This window comes from Allocoleopsis franciscana PCC 7113 (genome assembly GCF_000317515.1).
GTDB classification, from domain to species: domain Bacteria; phylum Cyanobacteriota; class Cyanobacteriia; order Cyanobacteriales; family Coleofasciculaceae; genus Allocoleopsis; species Allocoleopsis franciscana.
The window spans coordinates 1-21,438 of sequence record NC_019761.1 but is presented as its reverse complement, the minus strand read 5'-3'; the positions used below and the strand labels follow the sequence as shown (position 1 = coordinate 21,438).

Here is a 21,438-nt window from a genome sequence, read left to right as displayed (position 1 = left end):
CAAGGATACTATAGTACAAGCTGCGCTCTTCGTAGCGGCTACTCAGCAGCATCGCCTTCTCTTTAGTAAGATTGGCGCAACCTGAGTGCATGTACAATACTCAATACATCATGAGTCCACTGAGGAAGGATTAACGTCATTGCAATTTCTTCTAGAGTGTGAATAATGCCCACGGCGATCGCAAGATTCAGCGTCAATCCTCCATAACCAAAGCCGAACAGAGCGATCGTGGCAACAAACAGGGTGACTCCCCAGGTTTTGGCTGAATAAGTATGATAGCTGGCAGGTTGACCGTATTTGGCTAAATTCACGACCCACCAAATCAATTGAATGCCGACTACCGCACTCAACCCATGAGAGAAGGCAATAATCACATCAGAATGCACCAAAAAAGCACTGATTGCAACGCAAATATACAGGCAGACATCTGCCCAACTATCAGCCCTTCTCAGGGAAGCGGTACTAACACCGAGACGGCGTGCGATGACACCATCAAAGATATCTGAGAGAAACGCTGCTACAAACCCAACAATGAACCAGGCATCTGTCTTGCCATCGATCGCATTGAGTAGTAGTAACGGTCCTATGAAAAAGCGGAGGATGACGAGTGCGGCAGGAACAAATTGAATCACTGCCGCCAATAGTGAGCGAGGGCTTTCGGTTTTCGCAATTTCACTCGTGTCGTTCATAAGTCCTTTCGCAAGAGCGCTTCGATTAACCTGAGTTTTGCCGAAATCTGTGTTGCAATGGGGCTTGTCGTGACCAGTTTCCTTGAAAGTCTACCCAGTTGTGATTAAAAACCTGGGTTGAGAGTAGTAGTGACTTGAGCCTTGATAGGACAGTTGCAGAGATTGGCACTGATTGGCAACCGCGTAATTCATCGACACAAAAAGCCGCACACGCACTTTGATTCCATCGGAAAAATGGAGCAGATAAATGCGAGTTTACTTTGTCGGTTTGCACATAAGTTGAAATTTTTCCCACGGACTGACGGCACTTTCAGCCCTCTGATTTGCACATAAGATGAAAAATTTTGACCCAATAAATGAAAATTTCCTACCTCTATGGCGCATCTGATGAAATTTTCGACCCTCATGCACTGAATTTCAGCCGAAACCCGGAACTCGGTCAAGGCTTTCAGAACCTTGGAGGAGAACTAGAGCTGATTATCAAAGAATAATAATCATTCTAGAAGGGGGAAGTTCTCCCTAAAGGGAGAACTTCCATCAGTGAGGGTTTTGGGTCGAAAGCTCCGAATGAGAGAGGAGGTATTTTTCTCAGGCTCTACACATCTAGAATCTAGAAGCAGTCAGGGAAGTATCTCATCCGAAAGAAAAGGGTTTCGTTATACATATCGATTCGACTTTCAGCAAAAAGTTTAGCTAAGGTTAGTCCTTCTAGCTCCGACCTAGATGCTAATTTTTCGGTTAGACGAGTTTTTCGAGTTAACGAGATACAAATTGAGTAATAGCGAAAATTTTTATAGAAAGATATTTGGATATTTTTAATGGCAACCTTTCTCAAAAATCTCTCAAAATAATCGGCGAATACCTCTTGGATAAATTCCCAAGGCTTTTGAGCGAACCAAATAAACACTGATTCAAAAAAAATCTGGACATCTCTGAACCGCCAGCTAGAAACATACCTGTTAGAAGCACCATATCCAAGAAAAACCTCGTGCCTATCCATTAATTGACAGAAGTTATTCGGCCAATTTTTCAATAAAGCAAAAACTCGCTCAAACTCACTCGCCGATTTCAAGTCAAATCCTAAACTTGCTTCTTTGGGCGGAAACACTTGGTATCTAATTCCCGGAAGGCGACAAAATCTTAACAGAGAAACTAAAAGATTCACTAGGCTCCCCAAATTTAATTGAGTCACAGGATTATCTGAAGATACTCTTAAGTGATTCTCAGAAGGCAAACCATCTAGATGACACAGCTTATAGATAAGATTGGATAAGGTAATGTGTTCGCTTGACACGGCTGGTGGCTGAAAAGAGCGCCAGTCAAATTGACAGGAGCATATAGCTATTTTAGGTCTAGACCAGTGAATCGGCTCTTGACACTGGGGACATCTATCAATCAGTAAACAATGATGAAGAGGACAGGCACTAACAATTGATAACTCCCATAAGAAACGATAATAAGGTTTTTCTTGTAAACAAATCGGACACAGTTGAATCTGCTGGCGATTCAAAGCATCGGTGGGAACAACATGGTCAAAAACCTTAACTTGCTTCACAGCTTTAGGGTACATCAAGGTATTGGCAGGAAATGCCATCGACCAAAGAATATCTGCCTCGACACCAGAAATATTGCTCAGCCTAGATAAATCATCTTTCTCACGATTGAAGACATTGCCATATATGCCTCTTGCTCTCAAGCCGGCCATTTGAAAAATCCACTGAGGAGACGAGTAGTAGTTGGCCTCAGTAAGTCGGATGATATAACCCGCCAGACTTTCATCGGGATAGGGACGAGGTCTCCTCAACAGTCTTCTACTTTTCACTCAACACTTACTGCTCTCGAACTCTATTTATGCAAAACATCTGATGCCTTTTTAGTTTTCTTCTTCGGTTTGATTCTGGAGTTAGTAGCTCCGACCTGATTTGGCTTGAAAAAAGTCATATTCTCTTGACTATCACCCAGAAATTCATCAGTTAAAAAGGGATTATGCTTAGTCGGCTTATCGGCTTTGACATACTTGTCAAAGGCAATCGCTAAAACATTTAAGTCCAGTTTTTCTTGCCCTTGCTTCAAGGCTAGATGTGCTCCATACCGAACCAGCTTCATGACGTAGGCGACAATTCCGTCTGAGGCATAGTAAAAACGGAGTGCCATTTCCTCACTAGCCAAATCCGACGGCTCCAATAAGGGAAGTTGAGACTCGACTGCGTGGAGAAACGTGCGAAATTCTTTCCCAGCATCCACCGACCACTCAAAAGGGCTAAGATTATGCCGATTAGCAAACCTCCGGCTCAATTGCGGGTTGAACTGGAAAACAGTTTCCGCCTCCGGCAGTCCAATTAAGACCATTGGCACTTTTGTATCTAATATCAAGTCCTTCAACCAGTCGGATACCGTTTTGAGGACTTTAGCTGAATCTCGGTCAATAAAATGCTGGAATTCATCTAAGAAAACAAGAGATACCCCACAATCTTTCATCAATCCAATCAGCCGGATTGTCTGAGTGCTGATAGTGCCCCGCTCATAGGCTGGGTCTCCCAATTCCCACAGCAGCTTACTGACGACGCTTTTGACGGTAGCAGGGGAAGGAATCGTGACAGACAGGATTGGAACTACAGTCCCTTCTGGAGTTTCTTTTCTGGGATAGTCTTTTTCATAGCTCTTGATGAGCGTAGTTTTCCCGGCTCCCGTCGCACCCTTTAAAAATAAGCATTCCGGTTCATCTTTCAAGTCCGAAAAATGACGACAATCATTGATGGCACTTAGAATTTCCTTGAACCGGGGATAGACGACGTAGATGTTATTGACAATGTAGAGCCGCTCTTTAAAGGTCATAGTTTGTAACGACTTTTTATCTATCTGCATCGGGTTCGGTCTCACTGAGGTAAGTTGGTAACCCGATGCTGACATCCCATCCGGATAAATCTGGTTGCCAATTATCGGTTGAAGTATCACGGTTTTCGGGTTGAGCTGCTGAGTTCACTTTCTTATCACCCGTGTTAGTGGATGACCGACGACGGGACTTGGGTTGAGATGTCTGTGGCCGTTCTGGTGATGAGAGAGATTCTTGGGCAGGATTGGGATTATGGGTACTGCCCAAGTCTGAGAGTCCTGATATCGAATGAGGTTGACTGCTGCTGTCGAACGTTTCTTGGCTTTGACTACACTCACCAGAACCAGAGCGTCCAATCCCCAACCACCTCGCCATTGCAGTACGAGTTCGACCTTTCTTTGATGAATTCCATTCCCGCTCGACAATGAGTTGAATCTTTTCTTTGGCTAAGGACAAAGCCACAATGTCCACTGTTTCGGCTTCTTGACGTGCCAGCTGTTTAACGACTTGGTGCTGCCAAAGGGTCAACCCTTTAGTATATTCAAGAGAAAGCGCAGGCACCTCTAAAAATTGATGAGTTGTGGGGTCTAAGACATAGATGCAAGATAAATCAGTGGGGTCATACTTAACCGTTGCTTTCTCAGTACTTTGATGATTTGACCGCAGCCGCGCCAGTTCACTGCTGTTGTAGAGCAGACCTTCAAACTCCACCCCTCTTCTGCTAACTTTTCGGGTGGTGATGCCGCCCATTAAAACTTTCAGTTCTTGATTAGACGGCGGTAAAGCTGGCGTCCATTCAGTAATCGCTAATTCCCAAACTTTAAAGCGAGGAGATTTCAGTTCGGGATGGGAACTCTGGTTATGGATATCGACAATAAAAATGTGGAGAATTTCTTGCAGGGCTTCAAACGAAATTACCGCATTCTTTTTGGGGTCGTAATCCGACAGTTGCAGGAAGTTAGAGAAGGTTTTGCCAGGAGCATCCGAAAGCAACTGACTATTTAAAGCTCCGAAATACCGCTCTATAGCACTCTTGTACCAAGGCATTTTGGGGGGAGAGTATTGGATGACGATTCCGAGCTGAAGACAGGCATCTTCAAAGTGAGTGCTGTAAAACTCTTTGCCGTTGTCAACGACAATTACTTCCGGCAGTCCGTAGGTATCCCAGGTATTTTCCACACTCTTGAACTGGGAATGAAGATAATTTTTAGGGCGAATAGCGTGCAGTAGGCATTGCATCACCGATAAATAAGAAGGCGGCTCAAAACTGGCGTAATAACCCAGTACCACTCCTGAATACTTATCGATGGCGCTGGTCAGCCAAGGAGTACCAATCGGCATCCGGGTTTGGGTATCCACAACAAACAGTGGTAATTTAGTATGGTCAATTTCCACCCTTTCTAAGGGACGGAGTGGATGCGGACCTTTTTGAACCGGGTCATACATCTGGCTGGCGATTCTTTTGCCATAGCGACCCACGGCTTTGACGTAAGGGTCTAATTGGCGAATAGCACGATAGATAGCTGCAATGTTGGGGATTTCTAAGGAGTCTTGCCCGATAGTTTCTCGCAGCCGATTAGACTGATTAATCTCGATAATTACCCGTTCATAAACATCAGTACCGGAGGCTTGAGAGGGTTTGAGATACACTTGTTCAATTGCCTTGGAGATGATTTTCCGGACTTCTGGGTTGAGTCGGGGTTGACGATTGCCTTTGGATACATATTTGGGTACTAAAGAGCGAATATCTCTTCCCGATGCTTCGTAATCCTTTAGCCATCTCCAGAGTGTCAGCCATGAGGGAGGTTGGCTATCTTCAATTTCAAGAGCCACCTGGTCGATAATGGGTTTTAAGTTTAACGCAGTTCGCTTCAAGATGTTGTTGGAGAGAACCCGTTCTATATACCTGTATCTTCTTTTCGATTCTTCTCTTAATTCTGAGGGAAGCTGGGTAAAATCTGCGCTAATATATCCTTTTTGGGAATAACTTTGTTTTCCTCTTGTAGCTTCAATTTCAATAAACTCAAGCTCCCCTTGAACGAGCAACTGAGTTAAGGCTGTGGCTTTGAGGCTGGATAGATGATTGGTGAGTACGTCTTGAAGAAGAACTTCTCCTGTTGTTAAACATTGCTCAATCACATATTCACGACCTTGCCATGCTAAATGTAGTCCTTTTCTTAAAGAGATTCGGGTCATTGGATTTTCAATCTCTCCCAACTAGGAGCTTCTTTTGAGAGTCGAATTAGACTTTCTGCGTTAATGGGTTGCATCAAATCAGTCACCAGAAAACCACACCAAAGCAATCGCAACATTAAAGAACGATTAATTCCTCTCTCTTTCAAGTCTCGCTCTGCATTCAGTAGACAAATCGGTTCGGTGGAGTGAAAATATTGCAGGCAATCTAGATAGTTGGAGAGCGATAGGGGTACTCTGGCATATCTGTAGAGCAGCTTGATATTGTTGAGTCTTGGCTGCACTCGAATCCGAAGCTCGGTGACAACAACGAACTCCTGGTTGTTAGCTGTGCAAATCGGAGCGATTTTTCGGAAGAGATTGAGATTTTTCTCGGTCTGAGCCTGGTTAGACGGTTTAACTTCTACAACTTGTGTTTTTTGGGGCCTAGTGACCACAAAGTCGGGTGTATACCTTCTGGGTTTCCCTTTGTCGGTATAGGAAATCGTAAAGGGCTGTTCGCCATAGGACAGGACTTCTGGGTCGATTTCGAGCAGGTAGATGTAGTCGCGTTCTAGCTGCGACTCCCACCAGATAACCGCGTTCATCTTTAAGCTGGGAAACTTGCCGATAACCTTGCGGTTGCCTGCATTGGTGATTTTTCTGGCTCTGGCTGCTCCCGATGGCACTTCACTCCTTGCCGTTATCTGAGGTTAATCCCCAAACAATAGTGGTTGTGGGAGCCTTTTCAGCTTATGTGCAAATAAATTTCATCTTATGTGTCAAATTTTCACGTTATGCGTAACGATTTTCAACTTATGTGCAAACCGACATACTTTTTTGAGACTTAAGCATGTGGTAGAGTGAATGCAACAAAATCTCCTGTTTATTTGCATAGGAATTCATGAGAGCCAAACCGAAGGCTCCCGATCGCTCTGCGCCAGAAGACGGCGTGGAAGACCAGGAACTATTGTGGATGTGGTTGCACGCTAAAAGCGATCGCACCCGTGCTGTCTATAGAGAGGAAGCTCTTAAGTTCCTAGCTTGGGTCAATAAGCCTTTAAAAGCAGTGACTTTAGTAGACCTCTACAGGTATGTGGACAGTCGGGGGAACTTAGCATCTGCCACCAAAGCTCGGATTGTCAATACGTTGAAGTCTTTGTTTCGCTTTGCCCACGAAGCGGGTTATTGCCCCGTTAACGTGGCTTTAAAACTGAAGCCTCCTAAAGTTCGCAATCGCTTAGCTGAACGGTTGCTCACCCAGCAGGACGTTGTGCGGTTAATCGAGAATGCTACGAGCGATCGCAACAAAGTTTTGCTGTTGTTGGCCTATACAACGGGGTTAAGAGTTTCCGAGATTTGCGGTTTGAAATGGCGCGATCTGGTTGCCAAACAGGGTGGGGGACAACTGGTGGTGTACGGAAAAGGGGGAAAAACTCGCTATCTTTGGCTTCCAACTCCAGTATGGATGGCTGTGGAACGTTTAAGAGGGACAGCGAGTGCGAGTGACCCTGTGTTTGTCTCGCGGAAAAAAGGGGGACATTTAAGCCGCTCAATGGTGATGCGAATTGTCAAAGCGGCGGCTCTAAAAGCAGGGATTGACGCACCAGTCAGTCCGCATTGGTTGAGACATGCCCACGCAAGTCATGCTTTGGAGCGAGGAGCGCCACTACATTTGGTACAGCATACCTTAGGACACTCGCAAATTCAATCCGTCGCTGTTTATCTCCACATTCAGCCGATGGATAGTTCGGCGAGATTTTTGAGTTGGATCGTTTCTGATGGACTAATCAATCAGGTAGAGGCTAATGAGGTGACAGAAGCGATCAGCTTTGCTGGTGCGCTTCGCGCAATCGCTCCAATCACAGTGGAAGTTCTACCCTCAAGTCCGATTCCAAAGCTTCCAGAATCGAGGAGTGCTTCTGACATAGAAGTCAGTTCGGCTGTTGTCGAATAAGCTCAATGGCTTGTCAGCAGCAACCAGAGCTTTATTTCTAGAGAAACTTAGGAAATCTAGATTTTTATCGAGTTTACCGAACCGGGAGTTTTTCAGTTTTCCGTACTTCTTATTAAGCTTAAATTCTGGACGGTAATCATCATTAATTTAGGTGTTAAAACCGAATTGCACAGGCTTTTGTCCTGAATAACATAAAAATCAAAGGCAAAGATACAAGACTGAAGCGTTAAGAGCAAGTAACAACTATGGCATTAGTTCGTTGGAATCCCTGGCGAGAAATGGCTACTCTACAACAGCAAATGAACCGCTTGTTTGATGAGACTCTAGTACCTGCTACAGGTTGGGAAAGAAGCTTGGTAAGAGTTCCTGCTGCTGAGATGGAAGAGACAAAAGATGCTATCCATCTGAAACTGGAAGTACCAGGAATCGAAGCCAAAGATTTGGACGTGCAAGTTACAGAGAATGCTGTTTCCATCAGCGGTGAGCGTAAGGAAGAAACTAAAACCGAAGAGAACGGCGTAACCAAGAGCGAATTCCACTACGGTAAATTCCAGCGTGTGATTCCTTTACCCGCTCGCATTCAAAACACCCAAGTACAGGCTGAGTACAAAGACGGTATCCTGAGTCTGACACTGCCCAAGTCTGAAGAAGAAAAGAATAAGGTCGTCAAAGTTAATTTGGAGGAAGCTGCTGCCTAACCGATTCTTTTAGGTAGTAACATTCACTAAGTATTGAGTCTGGTTGCTCATGAGCAACTAGGCTTTTTTTTATTAAGCTTATGTGTATCAACCTCGTGCCAAGGGATTTTTGTTCTGCACGGCTGAGCTGATAGTTTGCTCAATTCTCCTCAACCTTGTCTCCGGACGTTTAGCACTTTCAATCCAAAAGAGGATATTCTTTTTAGATGAGTTACTCAATGCCTCAAAATACCTATTAGCCGCTTCGTTGGCTTCTAAGGCTTGCTTTAAGTCTGCCGGAATTATTAACTCTTCTATCGCATCTAACGTGTTCCATGAACCATCTTGTTTTGCCGCTTCAATTTTTTCAAGACCCGACGGTGTCATCAACCCTTGTTCTATGAGTTCTTCAATATATTGCTTATTTAATTTTGACCAGACGCTTTTCGGTTTTCGGGGTGTAAATATTTGCATATAACGTTCTGAGTCTAAGGATTTGACTTTACTGTCAATCCAACCAAAGCATAAGGCTTCTTTTACCGCTTCACTATATCGAATGCTGGGCTTACCACTTTTTACTTTGTAGTAGATGAGCCATACACCAAGAGAAGTGTGATGGTTTTTCTCCAACCATTCCCGCCATTGTTGGCGATTTGTGGCATGAAAGGTTTCTAGTTGGTTATCAGGTTTCGCCATATGTTGGTCAGGGTTCAAAAACTTCCGCCCTTTCAATAACAAACCATTCGTGATATAAAATTGCTAGAAAGAAGTCTTCTCCCTTGAGGCGATCGCAGACCGCCATAAAACCAGAGAAAAAGGGGTCGTCTTCATAGGTGGTATCCTGGAGAAACAGCGTCAGCGAGTTTCCATCTGCACTCCAAATACTACGCAAAATCGTGATATTTGGATGGTGTGATTTCTCGACGGGCAGAAGCACCCAACGTCCCTCAATTTCCAGGAATTCGGGTTCGTAGTATCTTAGAACCGACTCCCAATCCTCTGGACCTTCGTGCTTCTCAATAATCCTGTCCCATCGCACTGGCTTAACTTTTTCAAGGACTTCTGGGGATAAATCGGATAACTTCATTCGTTTTTCACCCAAGGATTAGTATTGACAGTAGAGAGTTGCTCAACGGTGATTTTATGAATAGCGAGTTGAGCATAAGAATTTCCATCTACGCCAGTCCAAACCGTTCTTGAAGGACACAAGCACTCAACATCTTCATCAAAACTGGATCTATTGAAGTACGTGTACTATCAGCCATTTCAGGGAGTTGATCTAACAGTGCGATCACCTTGGCTTGGTCATAGAAGGGTAGTGAGCCTTTAATTGGATCTCGCAGCGTATCTTGGAGCAATTCCTGCAATGGAGAGTTCAGTTGAGAGGTAGAAGGCGGAGCAAAGAACGGGTGCTTTTCGCGGGAGTAAACCGTATCGGTTAAGTAGGGACGAGCGGCTTCTCGCAGTACATATTTTTCAGTCATACCACGAATCTTGAGTGAAACGGGAAGCTCACGCACCAATTCAACCACATGATGGTCAAGAAAGGGCAGACGCCCTTCAATAGAGTGTGCCATCTCCACTCCGTCTCCCAGCATTCGCAGAAGATAGTTCGGTAGCGCTGTTTTCGACCACAAATAGAGTGATTGGTTTACAGGCTCCCGTTGAGAGAGTTGACCCTGTACATCTACTCCGTTGAAAAAGACACGAAAGGCGTCTCGCTGTGAAAACTGGGCAGCAAATTCAGGTGCGTAGAGAGCGCGACCCTTGAGACTACCTGCGGCAGTTGTTTCCATCCAGGTCGGTACAAAACCTAAGAGTCGCTGCACATTGGGCAGTGGTGTAGATGTCTCATTAGGTAAAAGGATACCCATTGAGACCGTATTGTTTAAGCGTAACTCTTCTAATAGTCGTTTTATTTCTTTTTCGTCTTGCCCTTTCGTGTTGTAAAGCAACATATCTTGGCGGAAATGGGCGTATCCTGCGAAGATTTCATCGGCACCTTCGCCAGTTAGCACTACTTTGTAGCCTGCATCGCGTGCAGCCTTGCTCAATATGTACTTGGCAACGGTATGGGTGTTTATGCAGAACATCTCACCGTGCCAAACTGTGTCCGCAAAATGTTCAGCGAAGTCAGATTGACTAACTGGAATTAGCTGGATATTTGTGCCCGTATAGGCGGCTGTTGACTGAGCAATAGTCTTTTCGTCATAGGCAGCTTGGTTAAAGGAGATAGTGAATGCCTGGAGCGGAGTCGAAGTATGCGTAGCTGCTATACCCAACACAGCCGATGAATCAAGTCCGCCACTCAGATAGCAACCCACTGGCACGTCAGCTCGCAACCGAAGTCGAATGGCTTCATTCAAGGTGTACCGGAGTTTTTCGATGTATTCATGTTCACTGTATTGAGGAACCTCATCCCCGATTCGGGGATAATTAAAATCCCAGTAGCTCTTCAATTGGATACTATGGGGCGAGGCCAAAAGAAAGTGACCTGGTGGCACCTGATAAATATTTTGAAATAAGGTACGAGCTGGATCTAATAGACCGCTGTCGGCCTGAAAAAAGGACTCATGATCCCAACGCGCAGTCACACCAGCCGCAAATAACGCCTTGACTTCGGAGGCCAAATAAAGGATGCCTCTTTCCACGGTGTAGTACAGTGGCTTAATCCCAAAACGATCGCGAGCTGCAAATAGTAGCTGATTTCTTTCGTCCCAAAGCACAAACGCAAATTCGCCCCGTAAATGATGCAGGCATTGCGTACCAAACTCGTCGTAAAGATGAAGAGCTATCTCGCTATCAGAATGGGTACGTAGTTGGTAGCCCCATCGCTCTAAGTCCTGCTGTATTCGTTCAAAGTCATAAAACTCTCCGTTAACAACAATATGTAGATTGTTGTTTTGGTTAGAAATCGGCTGGTCGCCTGTTTTGAGATCAATAATGCTGAGTCGGGCGTGCCCCAACCCAACACGTCGTGTCGGGGAAATCCAACACTTCTGTCCGTCCGGTCCCCGATGATGTAAGCGTTGAGTTGCCCGTTTCAAAGACTCGGAGTCAATAGAATCTTGAAACGACAGGAATGCCACAATTCCGCACATGAACTATCCCTCGGTAGTATGAAATCTAAGCCGCAGCTCGTTGGTGTCGATTTTGGTCTTAACACTATCCTGATGGTTAATTGACCACAACGAAACCCCCTAGGCATAGGTGCAAGCAAATCTGAGTCTCATCTGGGTTCAAGAGACACATCCAAGGGAGACGATTGCAGGACTACGTATCCGTTGTCAGCTCTATCGTTCTCCCTCACTGTACCAAGAGTTGACCGTCTGCGCGGTCGGTCTGGCAAAATGCATTTTTTCAAAAGTGCAGTTTTACAATTAGTCAGTTTAAAAGTTTTGCATTTCTTCAGTTTTGCATATTTTACAAAATTCAACTCTTCAATGTATACTTAATGAATATCTGCTGACGCTCACCGCGTCACTTGTTCAACGATGCAGACAGTCAGTTCCATATCCTTGGCTGGTGGTCAGGGGAAGACGACAATGGTTTTGTTCGTGGCTCGTCTATTAGCCGCGAAGGGACATACGGTTTTGGCGATCGATGCCGATCCTCAGAGCAGCCTGACGACTTTCTTGGGTTTCACTGTGGAACCCGATAGCCCCACTTTGCTCGAAGTTCTCAAAAAGCAAGTCGATACTAAGGATGGGATTTACGAAACGAGGTACAACAATCTGTTTTTGATTCCCTCTGATGACGCTCTGGACACGGTGCAAGATTATCTGGCAGGTAGCGGCACGGGTGCTTTGACACTGGGGCGACGGCTCAAGAGTGTTGCTAAACTCTTTAACTATTGCATCATTGATGCACCCCCGCAGCGATCGCAAATTTCCCTGACGGTAATTGGTGCGTCTGATGGGTTGATGATTCCGGTTGAAGCGTCGGTAAAGGGCTTACAATCGTTGATTCGCACTCTGGAGTTGATTAATGAACTCAAGGAAGAGGATGAGACGTTTGGGGGGAGGGTTTTGGGTGTAGTTCCGTTTCGCGATCGCTGGGTAGGGTTACGCCGCACGACGGAAAGTGAGAGCAACATTGAGTCCATGAAGCAAATTACTAGCCAATGGTTTGAAGAAGATTTGGTGCTGCCATCGATTCGCGAGTCGGAGAAGTTCAAGCAAGCCATTAACCGAGGACTGACGCTGCACGAAATGGGGCAAGAGGATTTGGCTTATCCCATTGAGGTTCTAGTAGACAAGATTTATTCGTTGGACGGTAAGCATGACAAATCCTGACATTCGTTCGCTGATTACATCCAAATCGCGCCCTAAGGTAACTCCCCGCGATACTTCACTCTCGCTCAAGCGCTCTCTTGAGGTGGAGGAGGAAGCTGCTGACAAGAGTGAAATTAGTGATGCCGACGACTCTGCTCAAACTAATGCTGAGCCTCAAGAGTTACAGCGATTACAGGCGGAGTTAGACAACCTGCCACAGGTGGGGAAGCGGTTGGCTGTTCATTTAGAGCAAGGAATCAGAGCTGATTTACTGCGAGTGTGTGACGAGGAGGAGATTACGCCAGAAACGTTTATTGAAGCAGCAATAGCTTTGTTGCAATCCAAACCGGAGTTGAAAGAAGCAGTAGTAGCGGATGCCAAGGTGCGGTTGCGAACTCGCAAACGAGCTGGATTGGTCAAAAGGACAATGGCATTGGTACAAAAGTACAGCAGTTAAGCTCTAACTAATAAAAAACTTCAGTTGCTGATTGAGGTTCGAGTTAAGGATGCCATACGGTACGGAAGGGGTTGAGTGTGTGAGCGCTTTCTTTTTAGATACCGCTAGCCTGACTAGAATAAGTCTATGATGCTGGGCAGGAGAGCAAGATGGATATATCTATCGTTGAGCAGGTAATTGAGCAACTAAAAGTTATGCCCCAAGACTTGCAATGGCAGGTGCTAGAATTTGCCCGTGCCTTAGCAGGTTCAACCACTCAAGGCGTTCCAGGTTGGCAACTCCTACGTTTTGCAGGTGCAATACCACCCGATGATATTCAGTTGATGCGCGAAGCAATAGAACAGGATTGTGAGCAGGTTGACACCGATGAGTGGTAGATACTTGTTAGACACAAACATCATCATTGCTCTGTTTGCAGATGAGGCAGCCGTCAAAAATAGACTTGCACAAGCGGATGAAGTTTTCATTCCTAGTATTGCGGTGGGCGAGTTATGTTACGGTGCCAGAAAATCAGGACGTTCAAAAGAGAATTTAGAACGTATTGACGAATTTGTAGCTAACAGTACTGTCCTCGAATGTGATGCACAAACCGCTCGTCATTACGGCGAGGTCAAACACAAATTACGTCTTAAAGGTCGTCCGTTACCTGAAAACGATATTTGGATTGCAGCAGTTGCTCTACAATATACGTTAATATTGGTTACACGCGATGCCCATTTTAAGGAAATAGAAAACCTACAAACAGTTGCTTGGTGAGTTGTGCGATCGCTGATAAAAAAGTTAATAATCATCGGTCAATCGGCAACGCTGGAGCGTGTTGCACTCAATCTGCTTCTGACCATCGCTAATAATAGTATAGTCGCTAAGTCCGGTCGTTCCGTTAGAGCCAGTCGCCAGTCAGCCCAGATTTCGTATAGGGTATCCACAATGAAACCTAACATCTATTCAAGGGCGATAATAGTTCTTAGCTGATAAAGTAGGCTGCCGATGATTAATGTGATCGTCAAACCCGATGCCATTTGAGTTGCCAGCAGGAGCAGTGGTGAGAGTCCCTGGAAGCTGGTAGGACTATCAAACGTTGCTAGAACATTTAGGTGCTTGCACTCAATGGATTTGAGGAGGGTGCATGACCTATTTACCTTATGCTTTGTTGATTCCCTGCCGCCGCGAGTTATCGGATCTCCGCTATCTCAATAATTACAGGAAGGATATACAAAATGGTTAACCATGAGCTGATTCAAAAACAGGTTAAAATAATCCTACCTGAAGATTGGGATAAAGATACGAATAAAAAAGGCGATTTTTTGGAGACTTTAGTAGCAGATCTACTCAGTAAAATGAAATTTACTGTAGAGAAGCGTGTAAGTTTAACAGGAATGGAAATTGATATTATAGCTAAGAATTCTGGTACAAACAAACAAGCATTTGTTGAATGCAAATTTCTTAAAAACCCCTTTCCTGCCGATGTTATATGGAAATTAATTGGAAAAACTTGGCATCATGATGTCTCCTATGCCTATTTGTTTTCAACGGCTTTGCCTGGACAGGATGCTAAGGGTGCAATAAAGGAAATAAAAGACAAACAGGAAGAAAAGCCTGATAGAAAGCCGACGTTAGTTTTCGTTGGACCAGAAGAATTAGCTGATTGGTTTATAGATGTAAAAAGAATAGCGCTACCAGATTTGAGTCAAATACTGGTTAAAGTAATTACTTTACTGATAACTCCAACACAATATCTCTGGGTAGCTGAGGAAATAAAAGAGGGCGATACAGAAGGGAGCATCCCAATTTTGCAAGAAGGCAAGAGAACGGGAAGTTTATTCGCGATTTTTACTCGCGAATAAAGGCCGACTAGGCGGATGTTGCCCTAACTGCGACAATTTAATTAGTTAGGGAGCCTCTTTATGACAATGACACCAGAAGACAAAAAACTTTTAGCCGACCATATCAAGGCGATAGCTAAAATTCTCTATAAAAATACTCCACAAGAGAAAATTGAGACGTTAGAGGGTATTGAAACAGCGGTGCGCGACCAAGTGCTAGAACATGTCAGCCCCCAAATAACCTTTTTTTTATCGGAGAAAAGACGGGAACAGAATCGGGACGCATCCGAACGATAAGAAGTTGTGTGGGTCGGATAAAAATCACTCAAAAACAAGCGTCACGTTTAGGAATTGAGCCGTATCGACGGTTAAGTCCTCTTCTGGAAAAATGCTGTTTATTACTTGCAGCAAATGAATCATTTCAAGATGCAGAGAATGACCTGAAAGTCTTGACCGGGGTAGAAGTAGGTCACAGCACTCATCATCGCCAAGCCCAGAAAGTAGAGCTATCGCCACCTAATATTAAACAAAAACTGACAGAAGTTTGTCTCGATGGTGGGAAAGTGCGTTTACGCTCACAGGAAAAAGGTAAACCCGCCTACTGGAAGGAGTATAAAACCGGACGACTACAAGGAATATATTACGGAGCCTTCTTTCAAGATAATTTTTCTCTAATTAATTGGGTGAACAGCCAAAACCTGGCTCGAACCATTTATTGCTTGGGTGATGGACACGATGGGGTGTGGAACCTATTTGCACAAATAGCCGACGACCAGACCCGACAAGAAATTCTTGACTGGTATCATTTGAAAGAGAACCTCTATAAAATTCAGGCATCGAAAAAGTTTTTAGAACAAATCGAAGCAGATTTGTGGCAAGGAGTGGTCGAAGAAGCGATTAGTAAACTCCGGAAAACTAACTATGTCGGGGCTACTAACTTTATAAGTTATCTACGTAAACATAGGCATCGCTTAGTCAATTATATGTACTTTCAAGCCGAACAATTAAGTTCGATTGCTTCGGGAGCTGTAGAGTCTGCGGTCAAACAGATAGACAAGCGGCTACAAATAGTCGGCGCTCAATGGAAGTCCCAAAATTTACCGCAAATGCTGCAACTGCGGTGCGCTTATCTGAATCGACAGCTTGCTCCAAGCGCTTAAAAAACCCAAAAACAGTATGAAAAGAAGCACGCTGCTTTTTTTCGCGAGTTACAATCGCGAATAATTAGGATTTATCTTTATGCCTCGAAAGACTTCCAAGGATATTGAGCGAGATAAACTCGCTCGATTTGAGCGTATTAAAAAGGCGATAGCAGCGTTAGAAAAACAACAAAGACAAATATTAAAACAGGGTGAGCTGGCTCCATCCGGGGCTTGGGTAGCGCGTTATCAAGTTCGGCAAAATAATAAGAAATATTGGTACTACAAATTACAAGTGCCGACTCCATACTTCCCATGCGCGACCTCCGAAGAGTTGAGTAAATACAAGCATCTGGGGAAAGCTGGTACTACTGACCATATAGATGCTGTCATGTCTGTTTTTAGGCGTTCTGTTATCGATGAGATACAGAAGCTCATCCGTTCCCTAGATGATTGCTTGCTGGATATTACTTCTGGAGCCGAGCAGGAGGAAGAAAAACCGCAGGATTGAATCTCCCGAAGTATTCGCGATTATTACTCGCGAATAATGGCTGTCCCTTTATTTTTGCACAATTGGGATGCTCCCATACAGAACCCTTTCGCGTAATCGTATTTCCAACTTCAGAAGAATATCACATTAATAAAAATGACTTACGCAATGATTTTTTGAGATACAATCTTTGGGAAAACCTCGATTTAGTAGATGGAACAGAAATAAAAGTTAAAGACCAGCATCCTGCTGTTTATGAGTTAGATAAAGAAGTAGTATCGTCAATTGGTAGGGCAGATGCTTTTGATGACTATCGTCCATGCAATCCTGAAAATTTTGTTGGGCGACATCACTTGCAAAGCGAATTTTGGAAACTATTAGCAAGTATAAGAGATGGCAAAACACAGACCCGAATTGTTTGCTTTACAGGAGGCTCTGGATTCGGCAAATCTTCTCTAGTAGTTAAGTTGACAGAAGATTGCCGTCAGAATGAAGCTCTAAAGCATGATTTTTATTTATACGATGTTGATGTCAGGTCAGCTAAAGGAGCATTTTTTGTTAAAAAGGCTATCATGTTAGCCCTACAAAAAGCAGTTGATGAAAACTTTATTGACCTACCAGAACACAAAATATCGATTGAAAGTACAGAACAGCAATTGTTTTATAGCCAATCAATTAAGAAAGCGTTAGAAAAGCTAAAATCAGATTGTAGATTTATAGTTGTTTTCTTTGATCAGTTTGAAACAATTTTAACGAAAGAATCTCTTTCAGGAGTTTATAAAGCATTTGAAGAAGTTGCTCGTGAAGTTAGTGCCTTTAAAGAAAATTTAATTTTAGGTTTCTGCTGACGGACAGATGTCAGTACCTATATGAGGCATCCTGCTTATAATTTTTGGCATCAACTGAGCGAACACAGACGAGAGTTTGAATTAAAAGAATTTGACAATCAAGAATCAAGAGATTTTTTGAAGTACTTCAAAAATTATTTAGGAAAACACAGTCAGAAACTAGAAACGCAAGAAGAAAATTTTATAAATGATCAGTGTCCAGGTTTTCCTTGGTTATATAAAATGGCTTGTGTTGATATATGCGAGAAAAAATTAACGGGAAATTCAGGAATGACTCCTTGGCATATTGATGTAAAAGGAATGTTCAATAAAGTTATAAAAAAATATGTTGGTACTTCTGAACAACTAGAATGTCTCAAGTATATTGCAGAAAAACCTACAGTTGAAATGAATGAGGTAATCGATAAATTTGGTAATGATGTAATAGAGTGGTTAGCCTCTAACAGATTAGTAATTCAACTTGAAGGGCATAAGTATGCAATATCTTGGGATATATATAGAGATATTCTTAATGGTAAAGAAGAGCCTTTTATTCCTTTTATTTATATACCGAAACATCCCATTGGAACAGTAATAAAGTTTTTCAATTTAATAAAAAAACAAGGTTCAAAGGGAATGCCAATTTCAAAAGTGGTAGAAACATCAGGATATAAGAAGGCTACAATTAATAATATTACTCGTGACCTTTACAATTTTGGTCTGATTACTAGAGAAAGAAACCAATTTATAGCACAAGACAACTTGGGAAACTTGGGAAATTTTGAAATCGCTGATTATTTAGCTAACCAATTAGAGAAACATACAATCATAAAAACCATATATGAAAAAATTAGTCCTGGCGATCACATGACTTTAAGCAAATTCCGGGATGTAGTAGCTAACGCTCCTTATACAAAAGAATCTTTAAATCCTAAAACACCTAATGATAACGCTGCCCGAATAATTTCCTGGTTTTGTTTCGCTGGGTTGCTTGAATATCGGGATCAATGGTGGATTTTTAGACCTAAAGGTCATGGTAAAGATAAAGGAAATTTAAACAACGGAGATGTAGGACAATTGTCATTATTTGATGACTTAGGTAATGATGTCCTTTAATTTAATTATTAGTATATATCTCTATGATTGAGGAGTTGCAATTCTTGTTGCTCTGATTTAGGGATGACACGAGCCTCTCTATTCTTCCTCGTTGCTGGTGTCATCAATGTGATCGCTAATGTCCTTGATTTACCACAAAACTACTTTGACGACAGCCAAGCCCGGACAAAAGCGATCGCACTTTCCCAATTAACCGTCTGATGCAGCAAAGAGCGGGTGAATAGCTCTTTTACCGCACGGATTTCTTCTTGTGTGAGGTTCTTCGCCAAATGCGCCGCATAAGAAGGTCTATTTGTTGTAGAAGTAGTCGCGAACCAGCGATCGATTAAGGCGGGTGTAATATGCATAGCCCTCTTCTGTCACTTTCCGGGTGAAGCAAGTAGTAAATAAGTTAAATTATCCAGAAGCCAAACCGGGTTTAAATTGATTCATTGCAGCAATTAAATGATTAAATCCCAGCAATAACTTAGAATTAGGTAAAATATCCAGCCAGGGATAAATCAACCAAAATAGCAAAAGTGGTTGGATAATTAGACGCAGATTATTTAAAGTATTCTTCCATCCGGGTTGATGATTCCATTGTTTATGATTAGAAAAATTAATATCTCTATTTTCTTGTACCTCAGTCTCAATTTGACGAGATTGTTTTAATCTTAAAAATGCTGGGGAATTTAAACTAATCATTGTATAAACACAAAAAATAATTTCCCACCACCTCTCAATATGTTGAAAATTTGTGAAACGATAATCTGTCCAACCTAGTTCCTGTTTACACTGTCGGAAACCATATTCTATCCAGGTTCTTAATCCATATAAGTCGCCTAAAGTTTTCTTGAGATTACCTTGAAGATTTGTCATTACAAAAGAAGTAGAATTCTCCGGCATAGTTTCTGGGTCAGTTGTTATCTCCCAGTAAGTTATGTTAGAGTAAACTCCATAAGCATTGACTGAAACTATCCCATTATCTACTTTCCCCACGCTTCCCAAATATTGTCTAGCTACATAATCAGTTTTTTTACCTTTTTTTCTATCTCCGGTTTCATCTATCACTAGCGTAATTGCATTTCCCTTTAATACTCTCTTGATTTTGTTTAATCTTTGGATTTTTAATTCATTGACTGACCACTCTGAATTGGCTATAAAATGATGTCATGACTGAGCAGAGTTTATACTTACTACTTTAGCAATCTCTGGTAATGATTTTCTTTTTATTGGGGAAATTATTCCTAAGTGCAAATATTTAAAGCACTCATAATTTCTTACGTCTTTAAATAGAGCTTGATCCTCTGCACAATATTCGTCTATGAGCGCAACTGTTGGGTGGGCGTCTCTTGCCAAATGTTTCAGGATTTGTAATTCTACATCCATTGCCCTGCTTACCTGAAGAGAGTTTTTTCTTTTAATTCTTTTATTCAGAATACTCCGAAAGTGACAGAAGAGGGTTAAGGTGAAAATGCGATCGCGTATCCCTGCAAGTTGTTCGCCCACCTGACTCAACGTGCGTTGCAACCAACGGTCAACCGTGCGGTCAGTTGGTCCTGTTGTTAGCACTTCAACAGGTGAGACAAAAACACCCTCTGCCACCGCTTCCAACTGCGCTTCCCGATGACGAGCTACCTGCGTCTTAATTTCCCCTTCAAACCCCTGTGTTGAAGGCTGATAAAACACCTGTCCCTGCAAACTACTCGGCAAATACTGTTGAGCCACCCAATGGTCGCGGTAGGCATGAGGATAAAGATAACCGGCTCCATGCCCCAATCCTTTCTTGTCGCGGTTAGCATCTTTCAAGTGATTGGGTACCTCCGCCTCTCGTTCCTTCTCAACCACCGTTAGGGCATCAAAAAAGCCCATAACGCTGTTAGACTTGGGAGCGTTGGCGAGATAAAGCGTAGCTTGAGCCAAGTGATAGCGTCCTTCCGGCATCCCTACCCACTCAAAAGCACTCGCACAGGAATTAACGACCACTACAGCATTCGGGTCAGCCAGTCCCACATCTTCACTGGCTAAAATTAACATGCGGCGGAAAATGAAGCGGGGGTCTTCCCCGGCATAAACCATCTTGGCTAGCCAGTATAAAGCCGCATCCGGGTCGGAACCCCGCAAGCTTTTGATAAAGGCACTAATCGTATCGAAGTGGGCGTCTCCTTCTTTGTCATAGAGCACTGCCCTCTGCTGAATAGATTCTTCTGCGACAGCCAGCGTAACGTGAATCGTCTCGGTTTCGTCGGGGGGTGTGGTTTCAACTGCCAGTTCCAAAGCATTGAGTAATGAACGGGCATCACCGTTGGCGACATTGACTAGGTGAGCGATCGCATCTGGCTCTACTATTACAGATAGCTGACCATAACCACGCTCTGAGTCAGTGAGTGCCTGTTCAAGGACACCGCGCAAGTCCGCTTCATCCAGTAGCTTGAGCTGAAAGATGCGCGAGCGACTGACAAGAGCTTTGTTAACTTCAAAGTAAGGATTTTTTGTCGTCGCACCAATTAGAATAACCGTCCCATTTTCCACCCAAGGGAGGAGGGCATCTTGCTGCGACTTATTGAAGCGGTGAACCTCGTCAACAAACAGGATAGTGCGTTGATTGTGTTCCTTTTGGCGTTTTTGAGCGGTAGAAATTGCCTCCCGAATCTCTTTTACCCCGGACAGGACAGCATTAATCGCAATGAAGTGAGCGCGGGTGGTGTTAGCGATAATCCGAGCAAGAGTAGTTTTCCCCGTGCCAGGTGGACCAAAAAAGATGACCGAAGAAAGCTGATCGGCTTGAATCGCACGACGCAACAGGCGTCCTGGGCCAATAATGTGATCTTGCCCGATGAACTCATCAAGGGTGCGAGGACGCATCCTGGCAGCGAGGGGTGCCTCGTTGTCCGCTAATTGTTGGCGCTTCTTGTCGAACAAGTCCGTTTTCACCCGAAAAGCAAATTGGCATTTGCCAGTATAAGGCACCCTTTATCAGCTAGGAATCATTCAGGAAGGGTAAA

22 protein-coding genes and 2 pseudogenes are annotated in these 21,438 nt (G+C 43.6%); 12 read left to right on the top strand and 12 right to left on the bottom strand.

Annotated elements, in window-relative coordinates:
• Positions 1 to 62 precede the first annotated feature (62 nt).
• Positions 63 to 689: a CDP-alcohol phosphatidyltransferase family protein gene (locus MIC7113_RS32180; RefSeq protein WP_015211562.1), complete on the bottom strand. Its 627-nt coding sequence runs from the start codon at positions 687 to 689 to the stop codon at positions 63 to 65.
• 356 nt (positions 690 to 1,045) lie between these two features.
• Here MIC7113_RS32180 and MIC7113_RS38840 point away from each other — a divergent pair, with 356 nt between their 5' ends.
• Entirely contained in the window at positions 1,046 to 1,180 is a 135-nt protein-coding gene (locus MIC7113_RS38840; RefSeq protein ID WP_015211561.1) for a hypothetical protein, read from the top strand.
• Positions 1,181 to 1,299: 119 nt separating this feature from the next.
• Here MIC7113_RS38840 and MIC7113_RS32175 read toward each other — a convergent pair whose 3' ends face one another.
• Genes MIC7113_RS32175 through MIC7113_RS32160 form a run of 4 tightly spaced genes read right to left on the bottom strand, consistent with a single transcriptional unit; the run spans position 1,300 to position 6,383 of the window.
• Positions 1,300 to 2,493 (bottom strand): TniQ family protein, encoded by a 1,194-nt coding sequence (locus tag MIC7113_RS32175; protein WP_041781568.1) that lies wholly within the window; start codon positions 2,491 to 2,493, stop codon positions 1,300 to 1,302.
• Positions 2,494 to 2,534: 41 nt separating this feature from the next.
• The gene (locus MIC7113_RS32170) at positions 2,535 to 3,524 is read right to left on the bottom strand and encodes a TniB family NTP-binding protein (protein WP_226883739.1); all 990 of its coding nucleotides are present in this window, start codon (positions 3,522 to 3,524) and stop codon (positions 2,535 to 2,537) included.
• Between the two features lie 16 nt (positions 3,525 to 3,540).
• Positions 3,541 to 5,718, bottom strand: a complete 2,178-nt coding sequence (locus MIC7113_RS32165; protein WP_041781567.1) for a Mu transposase C-terminal domain-containing protein — start codon at positions 5,716 to 5,718, stop codon at positions 3,541 to 3,543.
• A complete protein-coding gene (locus MIC7113_RS32160) occupies positions 5,715 to 6,383 on the bottom strand; it encodes a TnsA endonuclease N-terminal domain-containing protein (protein ID WP_015211557.1) in 669 nt (222 codons plus the stop codon). Before MIC7113_RS32160 ends, MIC7113_RS32165 begins: the two co-directional genes overlap by 4 nt.
• Before the next feature lie 215 nt (positions 6,384 to 6,598).
• Here MIC7113_RS32160 and MIC7113_RS32155 point away from each other — a divergent pair, with 215 nt between their 5' ends.
• The gene (locus tag MIC7113_RS32155) at positions 6,599 to 7,651 is read left to right on the top strand and encodes a tyrosine-type recombinase/integrase (RefSeq protein WP_015211556.1); all 1,053 of its coding nucleotides are present in this window, start codon (positions 6,599 to 6,601) and stop codon (positions 7,649 to 7,651) included.
• Positions 7,652 to 7,896: 245 nt separating this feature from the next.
• Positions 7,897 to 8,349 carry an Hsp20/alpha crystallin family protein gene (locus tag MIC7113_RS32150; RefSeq protein WP_015211555.1) on the top strand — a complete coding sequence of 151 codons (453 nt, stop codon included), beginning with the start codon at positions 7,897 to 7,899 and terminating at the stop codon, positions 8,347 to 8,349.
• Positions 8,350 to 8,436: 87 nt separating this feature from the next.
• On the opposite strand, the gene MIC7113_RS32145 is transcribed toward MIC7113_RS32150, so the two are convergent.
• The 3 genes from MIC7113_RS32145 to asnB form a co-directional block, all read right to left on the bottom strand.
• A complete protein-coding gene (locus tag MIC7113_RS32145; protein WP_041781566.1) occupies positions 8,437 to 9,024 on the bottom strand; it encodes a YdeI/OmpD-associated family protein in 588 nt (195 codons plus the stop codon).
• 7 nt (positions 9,025 to 9,031) lie between these two features.
• Positions 9,032 to 9,415 carry a hypothetical protein gene (locus MIC7113_RS32140; RefSeq protein WP_015211553.1) on the bottom strand — a complete coding sequence of 128 codons (384 nt, stop codon included), beginning with the start codon at positions 9,413 to 9,415 and terminating at the stop codon, positions 9,032 to 9,034.
• An 88-nt stretch (positions 9,416 to 9,503) separates the two neighbouring features.
• The gene (gene asnB, locus MIC7113_RS32135; RefSeq protein WP_015211552.1) at positions 9,504 to 11,429 is read right to left on the bottom strand and encodes an asparagine synthase (glutamine-hydrolyzing); all 1,926 of its coding nucleotides are present in this window, start codon (positions 11,427 to 11,429) and stop codon (positions 9,504 to 9,506) included.
• A 393-nt stretch (positions 11,430 to 11,822) separates the two neighbouring features.
• Between asnB and MIC7113_RS32130 the strand changes: the two genes are divergently transcribed.
• The 4 genes from MIC7113_RS32130 (at position 11,823) to MIC7113_RS32115 (ending at position 13,815) form a co-directional block, all read left to right on the top strand.
• Positions 11,823 to 12,623: a ParA family protein gene (locus tag MIC7113_RS32130; RefSeq protein ID WP_015211551.1), complete on the top strand. Its 801-nt coding sequence runs from the start codon at positions 11,823 to 11,825 to the stop codon at positions 12,621 to 12,623.
• Entirely contained in the window at positions 12,610 to 13,059 is a 450-nt protein-coding gene (locus MIC7113_RS32125; RefSeq protein WP_015211550.1) for a hypothetical protein, read from the top strand. Before MIC7113_RS32130 ends, MIC7113_RS32125 begins: the two co-directional genes overlap by 14 nt.
• A gap of 149 nt (positions 13,060 to 13,208) precedes the next feature.
• Positions 13,209 to 13,436 (top strand): hypothetical protein, encoded by a 228-nt coding sequence (locus tag MIC7113_RS32120; RefSeq protein ID WP_015211549.1) that lies wholly within the window; start codon positions 13,209 to 13,211, stop codon positions 13,434 to 13,436.
• Complete coding sequence (locus MIC7113_RS32115) at positions 13,426 to 13,815, top strand: type II toxin-antitoxin system VapC family toxin (protein ID WP_015211548.1); 390 nt, start codon at positions 13,426 to 13,428, stop codon at positions 13,813 to 13,815. The genes MIC7113_RS32120 and MIC7113_RS32115 overlap by 11 nt, the downstream gene beginning before the upstream one ends.
• Before the next feature lie 38 nt (positions 13,816 to 13,853).
• Here the strand turns inward: MIC7113_RS32115 and MIC7113_RS35705 are convergent, their stop codons facing one another.
• Positions 13,854 to 14,000, bottom strand: a complete 147-nt coding sequence (locus MIC7113_RS35705; protein ID WP_216596520.1) for a hypothetical protein — start codon at positions 13,998 to 14,000, stop codon at positions 13,854 to 13,856.
• 276 nt (positions 14,001 to 14,276) lie between these two features.
• Between MIC7113_RS35705 and MIC7113_RS32110 the strand changes: the two genes are divergently transcribed.
• The 5 genes from MIC7113_RS32110 (at position 14,277) to MIC7113_RS32085 (ending at position 18,454) form a co-directional block, all read left to right on the top strand.
• Entirely contained in the window at positions 14,277 to 14,903 is a 627-nt protein-coding gene (locus MIC7113_RS32110) for a restriction endonuclease (protein WP_015211546.1), read from the top strand.
• A gap of 60 nt (positions 14,904 to 14,963) precedes the next feature.
• Positions 14,964 to 16,042, top strand: a protein-coding gene (locus tag MIC7113_RS32100; RefSeq protein WP_076612115.1) for an ISKra4-like element ISMic1 family transposase whose coding sequence is annotated in 2 segments (ribosomal slippage) — positions 14,964 to 15,125 and positions 15,128 to 16,042 — 1,077 coding nt in all. Because the reading frame shifts where the segments join, the coding sequence is not laid out codon by codon here.
• A 79-nt stretch (positions 16,043 to 16,121) separates the two neighbouring features.
• Positions 16,122 to 16,532 carry a hypothetical protein gene (locus MIC7113_RS32095; protein ID WP_015180238.1) on the top strand — a complete coding sequence of 137 codons (411 nt, stop codon included), beginning with the start codon at positions 16,122 to 16,124 and terminating at the stop codon, positions 16,530 to 16,532.
• Positions 16,475 to 17,359: an ATP-binding protein gene (locus tag MIC7113_RS38420; protein ID WP_226883738.1), complete on the top strand. Its 885-nt coding sequence runs from the start codon at positions 16,475 to 16,477 to the stop codon at positions 17,357 to 17,359. Before MIC7113_RS32095 ends, MIC7113_RS38420 begins: the two co-directional genes overlap by 58 nt.
• 21 nt (positions 17,360 to 17,380) lie before the next feature.
• Positions 17,381 to 18,454, top strand: coding sequence for a hypothetical protein (locus MIC7113_RS32085; RefSeq protein WP_015211544.1), 1,074 nt, complete (start codon positions 17,381 to 17,383; stop codon positions 18,452 to 18,454).
• A 140-nt stretch (positions 18,455 to 18,594) separates the two neighbouring features.
• Here MIC7113_RS32085 and MIC7113_RS37090 read toward each other — a convergent pair whose 3' ends face one another.
• The 3 genes and pseudogenes from MIC7113_RS37090 to MIC7113_RS32075 all read right to left on the bottom strand — a co-directional run.
• The gene (locus MIC7113_RS37090) at positions 18,595 to 18,801 is read right to left on the bottom strand and encodes a hypothetical protein (protein WP_155898312.1); all 207 of its coding nucleotides are present in this window, start codon (positions 18,799 to 18,801) and stop codon (positions 18,595 to 18,597) included.
• Between the two features lie 49 nt (positions 18,802 to 18,850).
• Positions 18,851 to 19,822, bottom strand: a pseudogene (locus MIC7113_RS37085) (transposase).
• A 42-nt stretch (positions 19,823 to 19,864) separates the two neighbouring features.
• Positions 19,865 to 21,367, bottom strand: a pseudogene (locus MIC7113_RS32075) (AAA family ATPase); the annotation flags it as partial.
• Positions 21,368 to 21,438 lie beyond the last annotated feature (71 nt).

Bases quoted from the DNA above. Each gene is read 5' to 3' on its own strand.
- MIC7113_RS32180 (WP_015211562.1), bottom strand. From the start codon at position 689: ATGAACGACACGAGTGAAATTGCGAAAACCGAAAGCCCTCGCTCACTA.
- MIC7113_RS38840 (WP_015211561.1), top strand. From the start codon at position 1,046: ATGAAAATTTCCTACCTCTATGGCGCATCTGATGAAATTTTCGACCCT.
- MIC7113_RS32170 (WP_226883739.1), bottom strand. From the start codon at position 3,524: ATGACCTTTAAAGAGCGGCTCTACATTGTCAATAACATCTACGTCGTC.
- MIC7113_RS32165 (WP_041781567.1), bottom strand. From the start codon at position 5,718: ATGACCCGAATCTCTTTAAGAAAAGGACTACATTTAGCATGGCAAGGT.
- MIC7113_RS32155 (WP_015211556.1), top strand. From the start codon at position 6,599: ATGAGAGCCAAACCGAAGGCTCCCGATCGCTCTGCGCCAGAAGACGGC.
- MIC7113_RS32150 (WP_015211555.1), top strand. From the start codon at position 7,897: ATGGCATTAGTTCGTTGGAATCCCTGGCGAGAAATGGCTACTCTACAA.
- MIC7113_RS32145 (WP_041781566.1), bottom strand. From the start codon at position 9,024: ATGGCGAAACCTGATAACCAACTAGAAACCTTTCATGCCACAAATCGC.
- MIC7113_RS32140 (WP_015211553.1), bottom strand. From the start codon at position 9,415: ATGAAGTTATCCGATTTATCCCCAGAAGTCCTTGAAAAAGTTAAGCCA.
- asnB (WP_015211552.1), bottom strand. From the start codon at position 11,429: ATGTGCGGAATTGTGGCATTCCTGTCGTTTCAAGATTCTATTGACTCC.
- MIC7113_RS32130 (WP_015211551.1), top strand. From the start codon at position 11,823: ATGCAGACAGTCAGTTCCATATCCTTGGCTGGTGGTCAGGGGAAGACG.
- MIC7113_RS32125 (WP_015211550.1), top strand. From the start codon at position 12,610: ATGACAAATCCTGACATTCGTTCGCTGATTACATCCAAATCGCGCCCT.
- MIC7113_RS32120 (WP_015211549.1), top strand. From the start codon at position 13,209: ATGGATATATCTATCGTTGAGCAGGTAATTGAGCAACTAAAAGTTATG.
- MIC7113_RS32115 (WP_015211548.1), top strand. From the start codon at position 13,426: ATGAGTGGTAGATACTTGTTAGACACAAACATCATCATTGCTCTGTTT.
- MIC7113_RS35705 (WP_216596520.1), bottom strand. From the start codon at position 14,000: ATGTTAGGTTTCATTGTGGATACCCTATACGAAATCTGGGCTGACTGG.
- MIC7113_RS32110 (WP_015211546.1), top strand. From the start codon at position 14,277: ATGGTTAACCATGAGCTGATTCAAAAACAGGTTAAAATAATCCTACCT.
- MIC7113_RS32095 (WP_015180238.1), top strand. From the start codon at position 16,122: ATGCCTCGAAAGACTTCCAAGGATATTGAGCGAGATAAACTCGCTCGA.
- MIC7113_RS32085 (WP_015211544.1), top strand. From the start codon at position 17,381: ATGAGGCATCCTGCTTATAATTTTTGGCATCAACTGAGCGAACACAGA.
- MIC7113_RS37090 (WP_155898312.1), bottom strand. From the start codon at position 18,801: ATGCATATTACACCCGCCTTAATCGATCGCTGGTTCGCGACTACTTCT.